The sequence below is a fragment of the Branchiibius hedensis genome (assembly GCF_900108585.1).
In the GTDB taxonomy this organism is placed as follows: domain Bacteria; phylum Actinomycetota; class Actinomycetes; order Actinomycetales; family Dermatophilaceae; genus Branchiibius; species Branchiibius hedensis.
On record NZ_UESZ01000001.1, the window covers coordinates 2,657,026 to 2,673,662 of the forward strand.

15 protein-coding genes, 1 pseudogene and 1 riboswitch are annotated in these 16,637 nt (G+C 68.0%); of the genes and pseudogenes, 12 read left to right on the forward strand and 4 right to left on the reverse strand.

The window, feature by feature from the left end:
- The 4 genes and pseudogenes from DR843_RS12865 to DR843_RS12880 all read right to left on the reverse strand — a co-directional run bounded on the left by DR843_RS12865 (window position 1) and on the right by DR843_RS12880 (window position 3,321).
- Window positions 1–465: a peroxiredoxin gene (locus tag DR843_RS12865; protein WP_109686403.1), complete on the reverse strand. Its 465-nt coding sequence runs from the start codon at window positions 463–465 to the stop codon at window positions 1–3.
- Entirely contained in the window at window positions 462–1,310 is an 849-nt protein-coding gene (locus DR843_RS12870) for a bifunctional allantoicase/(S)-ureidoglycine aminohydrolase (RefSeq protein ID WP_109686405.1), read from the reverse strand. The genes DR843_RS12865 and DR843_RS12870 overlap by 4 nt, the downstream gene beginning before the upstream one ends.
- A pseudogene (locus DR843_RS12875) lies at window positions 1,310–2,722 on the reverse strand (NAD-dependent malic enzyme). The gene DR843_RS12870 and the pseudogene DR843_RS12875 overlap by 1 nt, the downstream one beginning before the upstream one ends.
- An 89-nt stretch (window positions 2,723–2,811) precedes the next feature.
- On the reverse strand, window positions 2,812–3,321 hold the full coding sequence (locus DR843_RS12880) for an Lrp/AsnC family transcriptional regulator (RefSeq protein ID WP_245934118.1): 510 nt from the start codon (window positions 3,319–3,321) through the stop codon (window positions 2,812–2,814).
- 101 nt (window positions 3,322–3,422) lie between these two features.
- Between DR843_RS12880 and ald the strand changes: the two genes are divergently transcribed.
- From ald to thiD, 12 genes are all read left to right on the forward strand, one after another.
- Window positions 3,423–4,538, forward strand: a complete 1,116-nt coding sequence (gene ald, locus DR843_RS12885; protein ID WP_109686409.1) for an alanine dehydrogenase — start codon at window positions 3,423–3,425, stop codon at window positions 4,536–4,538.
- A gap of 9 nt (window positions 4,539–4,547) precedes the next feature.
- Complete coding sequence (fgd, locus tag DR843_RS12890) at window positions 4,548–5,555, forward strand: glucose-6-phosphate dehydrogenase (coenzyme-F420) (protein ID WP_109686411.1); 1,008 nt, start codon at window positions 4,548–4,550, stop codon at window positions 5,553–5,555.
- An 82-nt stretch (window positions 5,556–5,637) separates the two neighbouring features.
- Window positions 5,638–6,213: a PadR family transcriptional regulator gene (locus DR843_RS12895; RefSeq protein WP_109686413.1), complete on the forward strand. Its 576-nt coding sequence runs from the start codon at window positions 5,638–5,640 to the stop codon at window positions 6,211–6,213.
- A gap of 20 nt (window positions 6,214–6,233) precedes the next feature.
- Window positions 6,234–6,938 (forward strand): ABC transporter ATP-binding protein, encoded by a 705-nt coding sequence (locus DR843_RS12900; RefSeq protein WP_109688936.1) that lies wholly within the window; start codon window positions 6,234–6,236, stop codon window positions 6,936–6,938.
- Window positions 6,935–9,748, forward strand: a complete 2,814-nt coding sequence (locus DR843_RS12905) for an ABC transporter permease (RefSeq protein WP_109686415.1) — start codon at window positions 6,935–6,937, stop codon at window positions 9,746–9,748. Before DR843_RS12900 ends, DR843_RS12905 begins: the two co-directional genes overlap by 4 nt.
- Before the next feature lie 42 nt (window positions 9,749–9,790).
- On the forward strand, window positions 9,791–10,858 hold the full coding sequence (locus tag DR843_RS12910) for a lactate/malate family dehydrogenase (RefSeq protein WP_109686417.1): 1,068 nt from the start codon (window positions 9,791–9,793) through the stop codon (window positions 10,856–10,858).
- The gene (locus DR843_RS12915; protein WP_109686418.1) at window positions 10,859–11,353 is read left to right on the forward strand and encodes an ACT domain-containing protein; all 495 of its coding nucleotides are present in this window, start codon (window positions 10,859–10,861) and stop codon (window positions 11,351–11,353) included.
- Window positions 11,354–11,482: 129 nt separating this feature from the next.
- Complete coding sequence (locus DR843_RS12920) at window positions 11,483–11,815, forward strand: ArsR/SmtB family transcription factor (RefSeq protein WP_109686421.1); 333 nt, start codon at window positions 11,483–11,485, stop codon at window positions 11,813–11,815.
- A gap of 7 nt (window positions 11,816–11,822) precedes the next feature.
- On the forward strand, window positions 11,823–13,538 hold the full coding sequence (locus DR843_RS12925; protein WP_109686423.1) for a SulP family inorganic anion transporter: 1,716 nt from the start codon (window positions 11,823–11,825) through the stop codon (window positions 13,536–13,538).
- A gap of 33 nt (window positions 13,539–13,571) precedes the next feature.
- Window positions 13,572–13,665, forward strand: a riboswitch (TPP riboswitch).
- Window positions 13,657–14,496 carry a hydroxyethylthiazole kinase gene (gene thiM / locus DR843_RS12930; RefSeq protein WP_109686425.1) on the forward strand — a complete coding sequence of 280 codons (840 nt, stop codon included), beginning with the start codon at window positions 13,657–13,659 and terminating at the stop codon, window positions 14,494–14,496. Its footprint overlaps the riboswitch before it by 9 nt.
- Window positions 14,493–15,149, forward strand: a complete 657-nt coding sequence (gene thiE, locus DR843_RS12935; RefSeq protein ID WP_109686426.1) for a thiamine phosphate synthase — start codon at window positions 14,493–14,495, stop codon at window positions 15,147–15,149. Before thiM ends, thiE begins: the two co-directional genes overlap by 4 nt.
- Complete coding sequence (thiD, locus tag DR843_RS12940) at window positions 15,146–16,618, forward strand: bifunctional hydroxymethylpyrimidine kinase/phosphomethylpyrimidine kinase (RefSeq protein WP_109686428.1); 1,473 nt, start codon at window positions 15,146–15,148, stop codon at window positions 16,616–16,618. The genes thiE and thiD overlap by 4 nt, the downstream gene beginning before the upstream one ends.
- The last annotated feature ends 19 nt before the right edge of the window (window positions 16,619–16,637 follow it).

Here is a 16,637-nt window from a genome sequence, read left to right on the forward strand (position 1 = left end):
TCAGCGGGCCGACAGACCAGCGAGTCGGGCGGCCGCATCGGTGCGGCCGTCCACCTCGTAGTCAGCGCTCTCCACCGTGCCGTCGGGTCCGACGACGAAGGTGCTCCGCAGCAGGCCGACCATTGCCTGCCCGTTCACGGTCTTGGGTCCCCACGCACCCCAGCGCTGTGCGGTGGTGGCGTCCGGATCGCTCAGCAGAGCGTGACCGAGGTCGAATTGGTTTGCGAACCGGGACAGTTCGTCCAGCGGGTCGGGTGACACGCCGTACACGAGGGCATCGGCGGCGGTGATGGCCGGCAGTTCGTCCCGGTAACTGCACACCTGGTCGGTGCATACGGGGCTGAACGCCTTGGGGAAGAAGTAGATGACAACCCGACGGCCGGCCAGTGCGGCGAGGTCGACCGGTCCGTCGGTGCCATCCAGTGACAGCGCAGGAGCGAGGTCACCCGCGGCCAGCCGCGTCACGCGAAGCTCCGCGGCAGGCGCATGTGCCGGTTCACGTCCTTGTAGAGCAGGTAACGGAACCGACCCGGACCGCCGGCGTAGCAGGCCTGCGGGCAGAAAGCACGCAGCCACATGAAGTCGCCCTCCTCGACCTCGACCCAGTCCTGGTTGAGGCGGTAGACCGCCTTGCCCTCCAGCACGTAGAGACCGTGCTCCATGACGTGCGTCTCCGCGAAGGGAATGACCGCGCCGGGTTCGAAGGTCACGATGTTGACGTGCATGTCGTGCCGCAGATCGGTCGGGTCGGCGAATCGCGTTGTCACCCAACGGCCCTCGGTGCCCGGCATCGGGGAGGGTACGACGTCCTCCTCGTGCGTGACGAACGCCTCGGGGGCGTCGAGACCGGCCACGGGCTCGTAGGCCTTGCGGATCCAGTGGAACCGGACCTCGGCGGAACTGTGGTTGACCGCCGTCCACCGCTGCGACGGGGGCAGGTAGACGTAACTGCCCGCGCGCAGTTCGTGCCGGTCACCATCGATCGTGATCGTCATCTCGCCCTCGACGACGAAGAGCACCGACTCCGCACCCAGGTCGGTTTCCGGTCGGTCGCTGCCGCCGCCGGGCGCCACCTCGACGATGTACTGCGAGAACGTCTCGGCGAATCCGCTCAGCGGCCGGGCCAGCACCCACAGCCGGGTGTCGTGCCACCCGGGCAGAAAGCTGGTGACGATGTCGCGCATGACGCCGCGCGGGATGACCGCGTAGGCCTCGGTGAACATCGCGCGATCGGTCAGCAACGCCGACTGGTCCGGATGCCCGCCGTGCGGGGCGTAGTAGCTGGCGGGGCGGACGGGCGCGGTGGTCATCAGTTCTCCTCGGAAGTGACAGCGGGCGGGGTGACGGCGGTCGCTTGGACGGCGGCTGCCACAGCGGGTGCGACACGAGTGTCGAAAACGCTGGGAATGATGTAACTGGAGGTCAATTCGTCAGCGGCGACGCAACCGGCGATGGCTTCGGCGGCTGCCACGAGCAGATCGGTCGAGATCTCGTGCGCCCCGGCATCGAGCAGTCAGCGGAAGAGCCCGGGGAAGGCGAGCACGTTGTTGATCTGGTTCGGGAAGTCGCTGCGCCCGGTCGCGACGACTGCCGCGTGCTCGGCGGCTTCCAACGGGTCGATCTCCGGATCCGGGTTGGCCAGGGCCAGGACGATCGCGCCGTCGTTCATCGTCGCGACGTGCTTGCCCTCGATGACGCCCGGTGCGGACACACCGACGAAGACGTCGGCGCCGGCGAGCGCGTCGTGCAAGGTGCCCACGAAGCCGGAGGGATTGGTGTTGTCGGCGATCCAGCGGCGGTGCTCGTCGGTGTATTCGCGGTCGTGGTCCACTGCGCCGTTGCGGTCGCACGCGATAATGTCGCGAGCGCCCTGCGCCTTCAGCAACTGGATGATCGCGTGCCCGGCGGCGCCGACCCCGCTGACCACGATCCGTACGTCGGAGATCTCTTTGCCGACCACCCGCAGAGCGTTGATCAGCGCGGCCAGCACCACGATCGCCGTACCGTGCTGGTCGTCGTGGAAGACGGGGATGTCCAGCTCTTCGCGCAACCGGCGCTCGATCTCGAAACACCGTGGGGCGGCGATGTCTTCGAGGTTCACTCCCCCGTAGACGGGGGCCATCGCCTTGACGATGGAGATGATCAACTCGGTGTCGGTGGTGTCCAGGCAGACCGGCCAGGCGTCCACGTCGGCGAACCGCTTGAACAGTGCGGCCTTGCCCTCCATCACCGGTAGCGCCGCGGCCGGGCCGATGTTGCCCAGGCCGAGCACGGCAGTGCCGTCGGTGACCACGGCAACGGTGTTGCGCTTGATGGTCAGATGCCTTGCGTCGTCAGGGTTTTCGTGGATCGCCAGGCACACGCGAGCGACGCCGGGCGTGTACGCCCGGGACAGTTCATCGCGGTTGCGCAACTCGACCTTGGACTGCACCGACAGCTTGCCGCCCAGGTGCATCAAGAAGGTGCGGTCGCTGACGTTGGCGACCTCGACCCCGTCGACCGATTTCAGCGCCTCGACGACCTCAGCGGCGTGGCTGACGCCCCGGGTGTAGGCGGTCAGGTCGACGACGACGCCCTCGTGGCCGGACTCGACCATGTCGAGGGCCGTTACATCGGCGCCGGCCGAAGCTGCGGCAGCAGCCAGCGCGGCGGTGGCACTGAATCCAGCGGGCGCGGAGACCCGCGCGGTGATGCTGTGGCCGGGACTGGTCTGGACCGTCATCGGTGACGCCTCCTTTGTTTCCGTATTGTGGACATTACTTTCCACTCTGCGTAACGTCAAGGCCTTCTTGTGGTCTGGTTCACAGGGCGTCAGTCGAAGCGGTGCGACTGCACGTGCTGGAAGATCAGCGAGGTCTCGGTGCTGGCCACATCGGGGATCCCGCTGAGGTGCTCGATCACGAAGTCGTTCAGCGCATTGGTGTCCGGCACGGCCAGATGGATCATGAAGTCGTGCGTGCCGCCGAGCAGGTAGACGTTGCGCACCCCGGGCAGATCCGCCAGGTGGTGCAGGAACTTGGTCAGCCGGGAGCGGGCGTGCGCGCGCATGCGCACCGCGACCATCGCCTGTAGTGGTCGCCCCGTCAGCGTGGGATCGATGTCCGCGTGCGTCCCGCGCAGGACGCCGTCCTCTACCAGGCCACGGACCCGGCCCAGCGCAGTGGACGGCGCGATACGGGCCTTTGCCGCCAGCACATTGTTGGGCGTGCGGGCATCGGCCGCGAGTTCGCGCAGCAGGATCCGGTCGACTTCATCGAGGCCGTCGCGCACATTGTTCGACCGACTGGTGTGATCCGGGTCACCTTTCGAACGAGTCGCCACGCAAGCCTCCCGGCGTCGAAGATTCTTCGGACAAGGTACTGCTTTCCAGGTTGTAGGAGTAGCAATAGCGGGCTGGAACCGAACCCCCATCAGGAGAGACCATGCGCGTCGGCGTGCCCCAGGAAGTCAAGAACAACGAGTTCCGGGTGGGCATCACGCCCTCCGGCGTGCACGAGTTGGTCGCGCACGGCCACGAGGTGCTCATCCAGACCGGCGCCGGGGAAGGTTCACAAATCACCGACGCCGAGTACGTCGCGCAGGGAGCGACGATGGTCGACGACCCCGACGAGGTGTGGGGTAACGCGCAGATGGTGATCAAGGTCAAGGAGCCGGTCGCCAGCGAATACCACCGCCTGCGTGAGGATCTGACCCTCTTCACCTACCTGCACCTGGCCGCGGACGAGGCACTGACCAAGGAACTGGTGGCTCGACGTACGACGGGTATCGCCTATGAGACCGTGCAACTGCCCTCCGGTGGGTTGCCGCTGCTCTACCCGATGTCGGAGGTCGCGGGCTGCCTAGCCCCGCAGATGGGCGCCTACTACCTGACCAAGCCGCAGGGCGGCCGCGGCGTGCTGATGGGTGGCGTCGGCGGCGTCGCCAACGCGAAAGTCGTGATCATCGGCGCCGGCGTCTCCGGCCAGAACGCCGCCAACATCGCGCTCGGCATGGGCGCCGACGTGACCCTGCTGGACACGGACCTGGACAAGTTGCGGATGTCGTTCTGGCGGTACAACAACCGCGTGCAGGGCCTCGCGTCCTCCTCGCTGACCATCGCCCAGCAGGTGCGCGAGGCCGACCTGGTCATCGGCGCCGTGCTGATCCCGGGCGCCAAAGCACCCAGCCTGGTCTCGAATGAGCTTGTGTCGCAGATGAAGCCGGGTTCGGTGCTGGTGGACATCGCAATCGACCAGGGCGGCTGCTTCGAGGACAGCCGGCCCACCACGCACGCCGACCCTGTGTATCCCGTGCACAACTCGACGATGTACTGCGTGGCGAACATGCCGGGCGCCGTACCCAACACCTCGACCTGGGCGCTGACCAACGCGACACTGCCCTACGCGGTGCGGTTGGCCGACCAGGGCTGGCAGGACGCGATGCGCGCCGACCACGCCCTGGCGCTCGGACTGAACACGCACGCCGGTGAGATCACCTGCGCTCCCGTCGCCGAAGCCTTTGGAATGTCCTCCGTCGCGGTGGAGTCAGTCCTCGCCTAGTTTGGAGGTATGACCCTGCGCATCGGATACAAGGCTTCGGCAGAACAGTTCGCGCCGCGGCGGTTGCTGGACTACGCGGTCCTGGCCGAGGAGATCGGCCTGGAAAGCGTCTGGATCAGCGACCACTTCCAGCCCTGGCGGCACCACGGTGGGCACGCGCCGTACTCCCTCAGTTGGCTTGCGGCTGTGGGCGAACGGACCGAACGCGTCCAGTTGGGTACGTCGGTCATGACCCCCACGTTCCGCTACAACCCCGCTGTGGTCGCCCAGGCCTTCGGCACGCTCGGCTCTCTCTACCCCGGTCGCATCGCGATGGGTGTCGGCACCGGTGAGGCGCTGAACGAAATCGTTGTCGGCTCAGTGGATTCCGGGCAATGGCCGGACTTCAAGGAGCGGTTCGGCCGGCTGCGCGAGTCGGTGCGGTTGATGCGGGCGTTGTGGACCGGGGAGCGGGTCAGCTTCGAAGGCGACTACTACCACACGGTCGACGCGACGATCTACGACAAACCCGACGAGCCGATCCCGGTCTACATCGCCGCAGGTGGTCCGACCGTGGCCAAGTACGCCGGCCGGATGGGTGACGGATTCATCTGCACCTCCGGCAAGGGCAAGGAGCTCTACGTCGACAAGCTGATCCCGGCGGTCGAGGAAGGCCTGTCGCTGGGCAAGCGGGACACCATCGACCGGATGATCGAGATCAAACTCTCCTGGGACCCCGACCACGCCAAGGCGGTTGAGAACTGCCGCTTCTGGGCCGCGCTCTCGCTCACTCCGGAGCAGAAGCACGGCACCAGCGACCCGCTGGAGATGGAGAAGCTCGGCGACGCACTGTCCGATGAGCAGATCGCGTCCCGCTGGATCGTGTCCTCCGACCCGGACGAGGTCGTGGCTGCGGTGAAGCAGTACGTCGACTGGGGCTTCGACCACCTGGTGTTCCACGCGCCGGGCGATGACCAGGAGCGCTTCCTGCGGACCTTCGGCGAGCAGGTGCTGCCGGGGCTGCGCGAACTGGGCTGACCCCGCGCCCGATGCTTGACCCTGGGTTATACGCGGTATAGGTTCCTCTCACCCTTACTCGGTATACCCAGGGAGAAACCTCATGTCTGTCCGCTACGGCCTGCTGGCCCTGCTGTCCGAAGGGCCGATCCACGGCTCCGGGCTGCGAGCACAGTTCGAGGCGCACACCGGCGGCACCTGGCCGCTGAACGTGGGACAGGTGTTCACTACCCTCGCCCGCCTGGAGCGAGACGGCCTCGTGGAGCAAACCGGCCCGGCGGACGATGAGGGCAAGATCGAGTACGCCCTGACCGACACCGGCCGCGCCGAACTCGAGACGTGGTGGTCCTCCCCGGTCGAGCGCGCCACCAGTCCGCGAGACGAATTGGCGATCAAGTTGGTGCTGGCCGTGACCTTGCCCGGCATCGACGTACGCCGAGTGGTCCAGACCCAGCGCACCGCATCGATGGCGCAACTGCGCGACCTCACCCGTCTGAAACGGTCCTCGGACAAGCACAGCGACATTGCTTGGACGCTGCTGCTGGAGAACCACCTCTTCGCAGCAGAAGCCGAGGTCCGTTGGCTCGACTACGTGGAGTCGACGTTGACCAAGGGGCGCGTATCCGCCCGCGCCGCAATCACGTCCGACGCACCCGCCATCCAGGAGGTCACCCAGTGAACGACACGCCGATCCTGCAGATGCGCGGTGTTACCCGTGTGCACGGCACTGGTCCGCAGGCCGTGCACGCGCTGCGCGGCATCGACCTCGACGTCGCTCGCGGCGAACTCGTCGCCGTCATGGGGCCGTCCGGCTCGGGCAAGTCGACCCTGCTCAACTTGGCGTCGGCCTTGGACTCACCCACCCAGGGCACGGTGATCGTCGACGGAGTCGATCTGGGCGGATTGACGCCCGCCCAGATCGCCCGGGTCCGCCGCCGCAAGATCGGCGTCGTCTTCCAGGACTTCAACCTGATCCCGTCGCTGACGGCAGGCGAGAACGTGTCGCTGCCATTGGAACTGGATGGCTGCTCGGTGCGTGATGCCAGGGTGGAGGCACTCAAAGGCCTTGATTCTGTGGGCCTTTCGGAGTTGATCGACCGCTACCCGGACGCCATGTCCGGCGGCCAACAGCAGCGGGTCGCGATCGCCCGCGCGTTGGTGGGCGATCGCTGCCTGGTCGCCGCCGACGAGCCGACCGGTGCACTCGACACCCAGACCGGCGAGGAAGTGCTGCGGGTCCTGCGCGACCGATGCGACGACGGAGCCGGCGGCCTACTGGTCACCCACGACGCCCGGCACGCCGCGTGGGCCGATCGGGTCGTCTTCCTGCGCGACGGCGAGGTCGTCGACTCCACCGGCGCGGCAGCCGAGCCGGAAGATCTGCTGCGCGAGGTCCGCGCATGACTCTGTTGGACGACCGGCCCTCGGTCTCGCGTCCGCCAGCCGCCTCGGGGGCGGCTGGCTGGCGCGGTAGTTGGCGGGTCAGCCTGCGGATGGCGCGGCGCGACGTACGTCGACACAAGGGTCGCAGCGCCATCGTCGCCCTGATGGCCGGGCTGCCCATCGCTGTGTTGTGCTTCGCGTTCACGATGGCGTCGACCGTCACGATCTCCGGTGCCGAGCGGATCCCCTACGAGCTGGGCACCGCGGCCGCATCGGTCATGGCGCCCCAAGAGGTAGCCGCCCTCCAGACGCCGGACGTGAACGGCCAAGGAACCACGGACACCCCGGCTCAGCGCATCCCCGGCTACTCGAGCAGCGGGGACCTGGCTTCGCAAGGGGCCGCCCTCGATGCGCTGCTGCACGGCAAGGCGATCTACAGCGCCCACGCGCAGGGCCGCGTCATGCTCGCCGACGGCAATCCGCCAATCGTCCTCGAACAGCTCGATCCGCGAGCGCTACGGACACCTTTGGCGACATTGGTCAGCGGTCACTGGCCGCGCAATGACCAAGAGGTCGTCGTCTCCCGAGACTCTGTCGTGGCAGGGCTTCCGACGTCCGGACCGATCACGCTGTTGATCGACAGCACTCGTCGTCAAGCAACCGTCGTCGGCATCGTCGACACCAAGACACAAACCGATGTCTTCACCCCGATCGCGATCGGAAACAGCTATCTGCCAACGTGGTTGATCGAACGCGACACCCCCGTGACGTGGTCCGAGGTCCGACAGCTCAACCGTTACGGACTGCTGGTCCTGTCTGCCGACGTACTGCGAAACCCGCCGCCCGAAGACCAGATCCCGGTGGAGATGCGTGAACTGTCGGGAAACACAGACATCGGGGCCTATGCGCTCGGTGCGTTGTTCCTCGCTCTCATCGTCATCCTGCTCACCGCACCTGCATTCGCCGTCAGTGCATCCCGGCAGCGCAGGACCTTGGCCCTCGCCGCCGCCAACGGTGCCGAACAACGACAGTTGCGACGCGCCGTACTGGCTCAAGGGGTTGTTCTCGGTGGTCTGTCGGTAGTTCTCGGTGGTCTGGCAGGCATCGGCGCGGCGTACGTCGTCAGTCAGCGGTTGCCCGTACCGCGGTCGTGGCAAGGCCCCTGGGACGTGCCCTGGTTGGCGGTCCTCGGGATCTGCCTGTTGGGCATGGCCGCGTGCGTGGTCGCTGCTCTCCTGCCCGCCCTGCGCCTGGGCCGCCTGGACGTCGTCGGGGTGATGAAGGGCCAGAGCGTCTCGCCCCCGTTGCGTCGTCGAGTCGCACTCGTGGGCCTGTTCGTCACCGCAGCGTCCACCGCCTTCCTGCTCCTCGCCCCGATGACCCGGCAGAAGTTCGTCACGACCTCCCCGACCCGCGAAGCCTGCGCCGCAGCGGTGATCGCGCTCTGCCTCGGCGGATTGATGATCGTGCCCTGGCTGCTGGTCACGCTCGCCAAGCACTCCCGGCGCTTGCCCATCGCGCTACGGATGGCCGCCCGGGACACCGCTCGGCACCGGTCGCGTTCCATCCCGACCGTTGCGGCAACCCTCGCAGCGACAGCGGCCATCGTCGCGATGATGATCTCGTTCGCCTCCTACAACGCCTTCGACTCGCGCAACTACCGTCCTACGACACTGCAGGGCGAGGCGGTCGCGTGGGGAAGCCCCGACAATGTCGGCCGCCTGGACAACACAGAGGTGCTCGCTGCGATCCACCGGTCGCAACCGTCCTATCTCGTGACACCGCTGCAGACGGTGACCGATCCGATCAACCAGGCGATCGACCCGACGGCGGACGAACCGCCGACTGATGGTTGGGCGACAACAATCCTCACCCCCGGCTGCACATTTACGGCTGCCCTTGAAGCGCCGACGATGGATCCAGCTACGGGCGAGCCGGCCAAGTCTGCCTGCCTACACCTCTCCAACATGGGCAACGGCATGCAGTCGGGAATCGGTGTGCTCCCCCTGGATGAGATCTCCCGACGGTTCGACCTGACCGCCAGCCAGCGCCGTCAGGTTGCCGCCGGCGCCCTGGTCCTTCTCGGGTCGAACGTGCCAGCGCAGGTGTCGGTCGGCTCGACCAACTACCACTTCACAGATGAGGTGCAACAGTTCGGAAAACCGACATTGACGACGGGGATCCCCACCGTGGCCATCCCGCCTCATCAGCACGCGTACGGCGCCTTCACCTCCAGCCTGGGGGCGGTGGCCACACCCGAGACTGCGGCCCGGCTCGGCTGGGGCGACCATCTCACCTCCACGGCCCTCCTGGTCCGCAATCCGTCGGGAGCAATCCCGGCCGATGCTGAGAAGGCGATCAACGATCAGCTCACCAACAGCTCGTTCACGGTCGAACAAGGTTTCCAGAGCCAAATCGGCAACCTGGTCATGATTCTGCTCGGCTGCCTCCTGGCCCTGCTGCTGGTCACCACACTGACGTCGACTGCCTTGGCAATGGCCGAGCAGCGCGCGGATGACGCAACGATGGCAGCGGTCGGTGCCACTCGGCGTACCCGAAGGTCCATGGCAGCGGCACACGCCTACTGGCTCGCGCTCCTGGCCGCCTTCTTTGGGTCACTTGCTGGTCTGGCCATCGGGCAGGCGCTGGCCAAGTTGACCGTTGGCAGCCGGGCGGGCTCCGATGCCAGTTTCGCTCCGGACGCCACGGTATTCATCACCATTCCCTGGCTGCCGATCGCCGCCATCGTGCTGATCGCTCCCTTGGTGGCTGCAGCGTTGGCGTGGTTGGCGATTCGCAAGGCGCCTAAGGTCACCCGCCGCGCGACGTGAGCAGGCAACAGCCCCGAAACACGAGTCGTCTAGCGTGGCGGTGTGGATGTAGCGGTGATCGGAGCGACCGGTGACATCGGACGACAGATCTGCGCGCAATTGATCGAACGCCGGGTGGTGCCGACGACCTCGCGGCTGCAACTGGTCGGCCGCCGCGGGGGTTCGTCGCAGACCGCCGCGCACGGGTTGCGGGCCGATCTGCGCGACGCCTACTCCGAGCACGCACCGCTGATCGACGTGGCCGTGGCCCCTGAGGATGTCGTGGCCGACGTCATCATCATGGCCGCCGGCGCCACCCCGCCCGCCGCGCCGGGGGCCGTGGTGGACCGCCGCGAGTTGGCCGCCGTCAACGCTCGTGTCTTCACCCAGTACGCCGAGCGGCTGGCTGAGCACGGCGCCGGCCACGAGGTCATCATCGTGGTCTCCAACCCGGTCGAACTCGCCGTCGGGATCCTGGCCAAAGCCCTGGGGCGCCACCGCGTCATCGGGATGGGCGCCTGGTTGGACACGCTGCGCTTCCGCCGCGAGATCGCCTCGACCCTCGGCTTCCCCCGGCAACGCATCGGTGGCTTCGTCGTCGGCCCGCACGGCGACGATCTGGTGCCCCTGTGGTCAACCGTCCGCGTCACGGGTTTGACTGTGCCAGAGCGCAAGTCGGCTGTCCGAAGGGCGCGGGGTGACCGCTCCCTCGATGACTTCGACGGTGAGATCGCGGCGGCCAAGACCCGGATCGGCGAGGTCGCCTCCGTCGACATGACCGCCGCGTTCGCGGAGGTCTACGACTGGCCGCCGGATCTGCGCACCGTCACCCGACCGTGGCTGACCCACCAGAGCGGGGCCAAGACCGCGTCCGGTACGGCGAACGCGACTGTCGAGTTGATCGACACCTTGTTCGACGGTCGGGAGATCGTCGTTGCTGGCCAGGTCCGCCTCGATGGCGAGATTTCGGTGGCCGGCCAACCGGTGCGTTCGGTGACGGGAGTACCGGTCGTCCTGGGACCAGAAGGCTGGAAGCAGGTGCTGCTGGATGATCTCGCCCCCGATGAAGAACGTCGCTTCCGGGCCAGCCTCGACAAGACCGACGCCATGCTCGCGCAGTGGGAGTTGTGAATGGACACCGACGAGATCGGCTACGTCGCCTTCGTTCGCGGCGTCGACCGCACCGGCACCCTGACGTCCATCGCGACAGCCATCTCCACCCGGGGCATCAGCTGTGATTCTTTTGCCACCAACGACTTTCGCAGTGGCACCGCTGCGATCACCGCGGTGTTCCGGACCTCAGAGCGACTCCAGCGGGCCTTGGCGCGCACGCTCGAGCGGCTACCCGCCGTACATCAGGTGACGATTCTGCCCCTCGCCGACGAACGGGTGCACGCCAGCGCCGTCCTTGCCTTCCCCGAAGGCCAGACCTTCTACCCGCCCGCGGATGTGACGCTGCGCTGGTCCGGCGACCCCACCCGCGGTCAGCCGGTGCTGATGGAGGGGCAGTTCAACCAGGTGCAGGCCACCGTGGAGGCGGCCACCGCGAACGGCGCGAGCGTGGTGGCGACGGTGATCCTCCCTCCGCACGATCTCGAGGATCACGACGGTTCTGAGGATCTGTAGCCCCGGGCCGCTCCTCAAAAACCTCGATCTCCTCAGAATCGGTGACCCACCTCGTGGACCCCGGCCTCCGTGTGTCATCATATGAAGACTTCTTCAAGTGATGAAGGCTGCGATCACAGGAGGCGGCGCATGTCGGTCCCGCTCTATCAGGCGAAAGCCGAGTTCTTCCGCACGCTCGGCCACCCGGTGCGCATCCGGATCCTGGAGTTGCTGTCCGAACGCGAGCACGCGGTCCACGAGTTGCTCGCCGAGATCGGTGTCGAGGCCTCCAGCCTGTCCCAGCAGTTGAGTGTGCTGCGGCGCTCCTCCCTGGTCACCTCGCAACGGCGAGATGGCGAGGTCATCTACGCGATCGCCGTACCCGAAGTGAACGATCTGCTCCAGGCCGCCCGGCAGATCCTCTCGGCGGTCGCCGCAGAGCAGGCCGACCTCATTGCCCAACTCGCCCGCACCACCCACTGAAAGCGTTATGAGCACCACCGCTGAATCCGTCACGCCGCTGCGTCGCGTGACCCGCCTGCTCCCCACCCGCGCCGACCTGGAGGCGATGCGAACCAACCCGCGCCGCGACCTGCTCGCCGGCCTGATGGTTGCGCTCGTCGCGCTGCCGCTCGCCCTCGGTTTCGGAATCAGCTCCGGAGCCGGGGCCGCAGCCGGAATCGCCACCGCGATCATCGCCGGACTCGTCGCAGCCGTCTTCGGCGGCAGCAACCTGCAGGTCAGCGGACCGACCGGGGCCATGACCGTCGTGCTCGTCCCCATCGTCGCAACGTACGGCGTGCCCAGCGTTCTGGTCGTCGGTGTCCTGGCCGGTGTCCTGCTCGTGATCCTGGCGCTGGCAGGGGCCGGGCGCGTCATGCGCTACGTGCCGGTCCCCGTCATCGAGGGCTTCACCATCGGGATCGCGTTGATCATCGGTCTGCAGCAGATCCCGGGCGCGCTCGGCGTACACGTGAAAGCCGACGGGGTCATCGCGACCGCGGTGCGCTCGGTGCAGGAGTGGTTCAAACACCCGCACTGGGCTCCGGTGCTCATCGCGCTCGCCGTGGCGGCGGCGATCCTGCTGCTGGCCCGGCTCCGACCGGGGATCCCGGTCGCCCTGCCCGCCATCATCGTGGTCACCGTCGCCAACCTGCTGATGCACCTGGGCGCCGAGCAGATCGGCAAGATCCCCGCGGGTCTGCCCGCGCCGAGTCTGCCGGACCTGTCCCCGGGAACACTGAAGCAACTGGTGATCCCGGCGATCGCGGTGGCTGCCCTTGCCGCCCTGGAATCCCTCATGTCGGCCAGCGCGGCAGACGCGATGACGGTCGGGCAACGGCACGATTCGGACCGTGAACTCTTCGGGCAGGGGTTGGCCAACATCGCCGCGCCGCTGTTCGGTGGCGTGCCCGCGACCGGCGCGATCGCCCGCACTGCCGTCAACGTGAAGACCGGTGCGCATTCCCGCCTGGCCGCCATCACGCACTCACTGCTGCTGCTCGTGGTGGTCCTGGTCGCGGGTGGCCTGGTCGGCAAGATCCCGCTGGCAGCGCTCGCCGGAGTGCTGATCGCCACGGCCGTCAGCATGGTCAGCGTCTCCAGCGTCCGCACCCTGCTGCGAGCCACGAAACAGGACGCCGCGGTCCTGGCGATCACCGCCATTGCCACCGTCGCCCTGGACCTGGTCGAGGCAGTCATCATCGGCATGATCGTGGCCGGCGGCCTAGCCCTGAAACAGGTCGCTGCGAGCGCCGCGGTCAGCACCGAAGACGTTGCCACCCTTGCGGATTCGCGCGCCGACGATATGGAGCGGGAGCACCTGCTCGATGAGCACATCGTGGTCTACCGCTTGGAAGGACCGCTGTTCTTCGCCGCCGCCCACGACTTCCTGCTAGAGCTGACCCGGGTCAGCGACGTGCGGGTCGTGATCCTGCGAATGGCGCACCTGACGGCGATCGACGCGACCGGCGCCGCGACCCTGTCCGATGTGATCACCCGCCTGGAACGTCGTGGCATCACGGTGATGCTGTCCGGCGTGCGACCCGAGCACGCCGCGATCCTGCAGGGGCTGGGGGTCTACGACACCATCAGCCACGAGCGGCACATCTTCGACACCACTCCCACCGCGATCGCGCACGCCCGGCTGCACGCCTCGCGGGTCCCGCACGATCCGGGCTCTGCAGTGGAGAACGTCACCGCCTGAGTGACCAATCCCGCACCAGCGCTGATACGTTCAACTCACGACACGGGGTGCCCCGCCGGGGCTGAGATCACACCCGTCGAACCTGATCGAGTTCGTACTCGCGAAGGGATTGTCCACGATGTCCGTGCATTCGCGCACCCCACTGTTCGACGCCACTCCCCCACCCGGCGAGGCCCTCAGCCGGCTGCGCTCGACGCGTCCGCTGACCCAGTGCATCACCAACGCGGTGGTCACGAACTTCACGGCGAACGTGCTCCTCGCCCTCGGCGCGACCCCGGCGATGACCGATGTCCCGACCGAGGCCGGGCCGTTCGCCGCCATTGCCGATGGCGTGCTGATCAATCTGGGTACGCCGCACGCCGAGCAACGGGCCGCCGCCCGGGAGGTGCCGCCGGCCACCCGCCGGTGGGTGTTGGACCCGGTCGCCGTCGGCTCGCTGCCGGTCCGGACTGCGCTCGCTGCTGAGCTACTCGACCAGGGACCGGCGATCATCCGCGGCAATCCCTCGGAGATCCTGGCGCTCGCCGGTGCCGGTACGGGTGGCCGCGGCGTGGACTCCATCGACACACCCGACGCTGCTGCCGAGGTCGCAGTGCACCTTGCGCGCCGCTCGGGCGCAGTCGTCGCGGTCTCCGGACCGATAGACCTGGTCACCGACGGTGACGAGGTGGTCCGGGTGCACGGTGGCGACGCACTGTTGACGCTGGTGACCGGCGGTGGCTGCTCGCTCGGAGCGACGATGGCCGCCTTCCTCGGGGTCGCCGCACCGCTCACCGCAGCGGTCACCGCGTCGCTGGTGCATGCGGTGGCGTCGGAGACCGCGGCACGCAACAGCCACGGCCCGGGTTCGTTCACGGTGGCCTTCCTCGACGCTCTCTGCGCCCTGGACCCGACGGAGCTCGACGCAGAAGGTCGGCTCACGCGCGGTCGGACCCTCGTCGCTGGTGGTGCGCGATGAAGGCCGATCTGTCGTTGCACCTGGTCACCGACGACCGTTTGCCGTTGGCGCGCCTGCTCGAGGTCGCCGAGCAGGCCGTGGCGGGCGGCGTGACCGTCGTCCAGCTACGCGCGAAGTCGGCGTCCGCCCGCGACCAGGTCGCTGCGCTGGTCTCCTTGTCGGCGCTGCTGCGCGGGTCGGCAGCGTTGATCGTCAACGACCGCGTCGACGTTGCACTGGCTGCTCGCGACGCCGGTGCGCAGATCGACGGCGTGCACCTGGGTCAGCAGGACGTGTCCCCCGTGACCGCTCGACGTCTTCTCGGCAGCGGTGCGCTCGTGGGCTGGAGCGCCTCGCGGACGAGCGAACTCACCGCCCTTCCGGCGGGCACCGTCGACTATCTCGGGGTGGGCGCCGTGCACCCGACCTCCACCAAACCGGACCATCCACCGGCTCTGGGAGTCAACGGTTTCGGCGCGTTTGCGTCGGCTGCGTCGCCCGTGCCGTGCGTCGCGATCGGCGGGATCGGCACCGCCGATGTCGGCCCCCTTCGCGCAGCCGGCGCGGCTGGTGTGGCCGTGGTCAGCGCCATCTGCTCCGCAGACGATCCGCGGGCGGCGGCAACCGCACTGCGATCCCGTTGGGACGCAGCGGCTTTGGCGAGTGCACGGTGACCGCCATCCCCCGGGTCCTGAGCATCGCCGGTACCGACCCCACCGGCGGGGCAGGCTTGCAAGCTGACCTCAAGAGCATCGGTGCGCTTGGCGGCTACGGCATGGGCGTGGTGACCGCACTGGTCGCGCAGAACACCTGCGGGGTGCGCGCCGTGCACGTCCCGCCGGTCTCGTTCCTGGCCGAACAACTCGACGCGGTGTCCGATGACGTCACCATCGACGCGGTCAAGCTGGGCATGCTGCACTCGGCGCCCCTGATCGAGGTCATCGCCGCATGGCTCGCCCGGGTCCGGCCACCTGTCGTGGTGCTCGACCCGGTCATGGTCGCCACCAGCGGGGACCGGCTGCTCGACGCAGAGGCGGAGGACGCCGTACGTCGATTGTGCAACCTGGCGGACCTGGTCACTCCCAACCTGCCCGAGCTGGCGGTGCTCGTCGAGCAGGAGCCCGCAAGCACGTGGGCGGACGCGATCGACCAGGCGCGCTTCCTGGCGTCCAGCAGCGACACCACAGTGCTTCTCAAGGGTGGCCACCTCACCGGCGACGGTGCCTGCCCCGACGCGATCGTCACGACTGACGGAGTGCATGAAGTGCTGGGTCGTCGCGTGACGACGACGAACACACACGGCACGGGCTGCTCGCTGTCATCGGCGATGGCGACCCTGGCCGCGTCCGGCCTGTCGTGGTCGTCGGCGCTCGACCGAGCCAAGGAGTGGCTCACCGGTGCGCTCGAGAATGGTGCTGCGCTCGATGTCGGACACGGACATGGTCCCGTGGATCACTTCCACGAACTGCGTTCCCAGCCAGCGGGTTTCGACTCGTGGACCGAGTCGCGTTGGGCGGCGACCGCACCCATCCGGGCGGCTGTCGATGCCTGCGCGTTCGTGGTCACGCTCGGCGACGGAACCCTGGATCGCGACCAATTCCATTGGTACCTCGCGCAAGACGCGTACTACCTCGGCGAGTATTCGCACCTCCTGGCCCGGGCCAGCACGCTGGCGCCGACCCGTGAGGAGCAGGTGTTCTGGGCGCGGGGAGCCGCCGCCGCGCTCGAGGAGGAGGCCGCCCTACACCGTTCCCATGTTGGCGACGGACCGGTCGCGGCGTCGGCGACCACGTTGGCGTACGTGGGTCACCTGCACGCAACCTCCGGGGAGTACGCCGAACTCGTGGCCGCGCTGCTGCCGTGCTACTGGCTGTACGCCGACGTGGGTGAGCGCTTGCGCGCCCTGGACCACGAGGGGCACGCGTTCCACGACTGGTTGGGCACGTACGGCGATCCCGCCTTCGCGCAGGCCGCGCGCCAGGCGACGGCGATCGTCGAGCGCGCCGCCCAGGAGGCGCCCGCCGCCGTCCGGCAGCGCATGGTCGATGCGTTCGACCGGTCGATGGCGCACGAGCTGGCGTTCTTCGAAGCACCGCTCAACCAGGCGCCCACGGCAGAAAAGGTGCTCACCGCCCACCACTAGCGCTGGTTGCGCCGCAAAC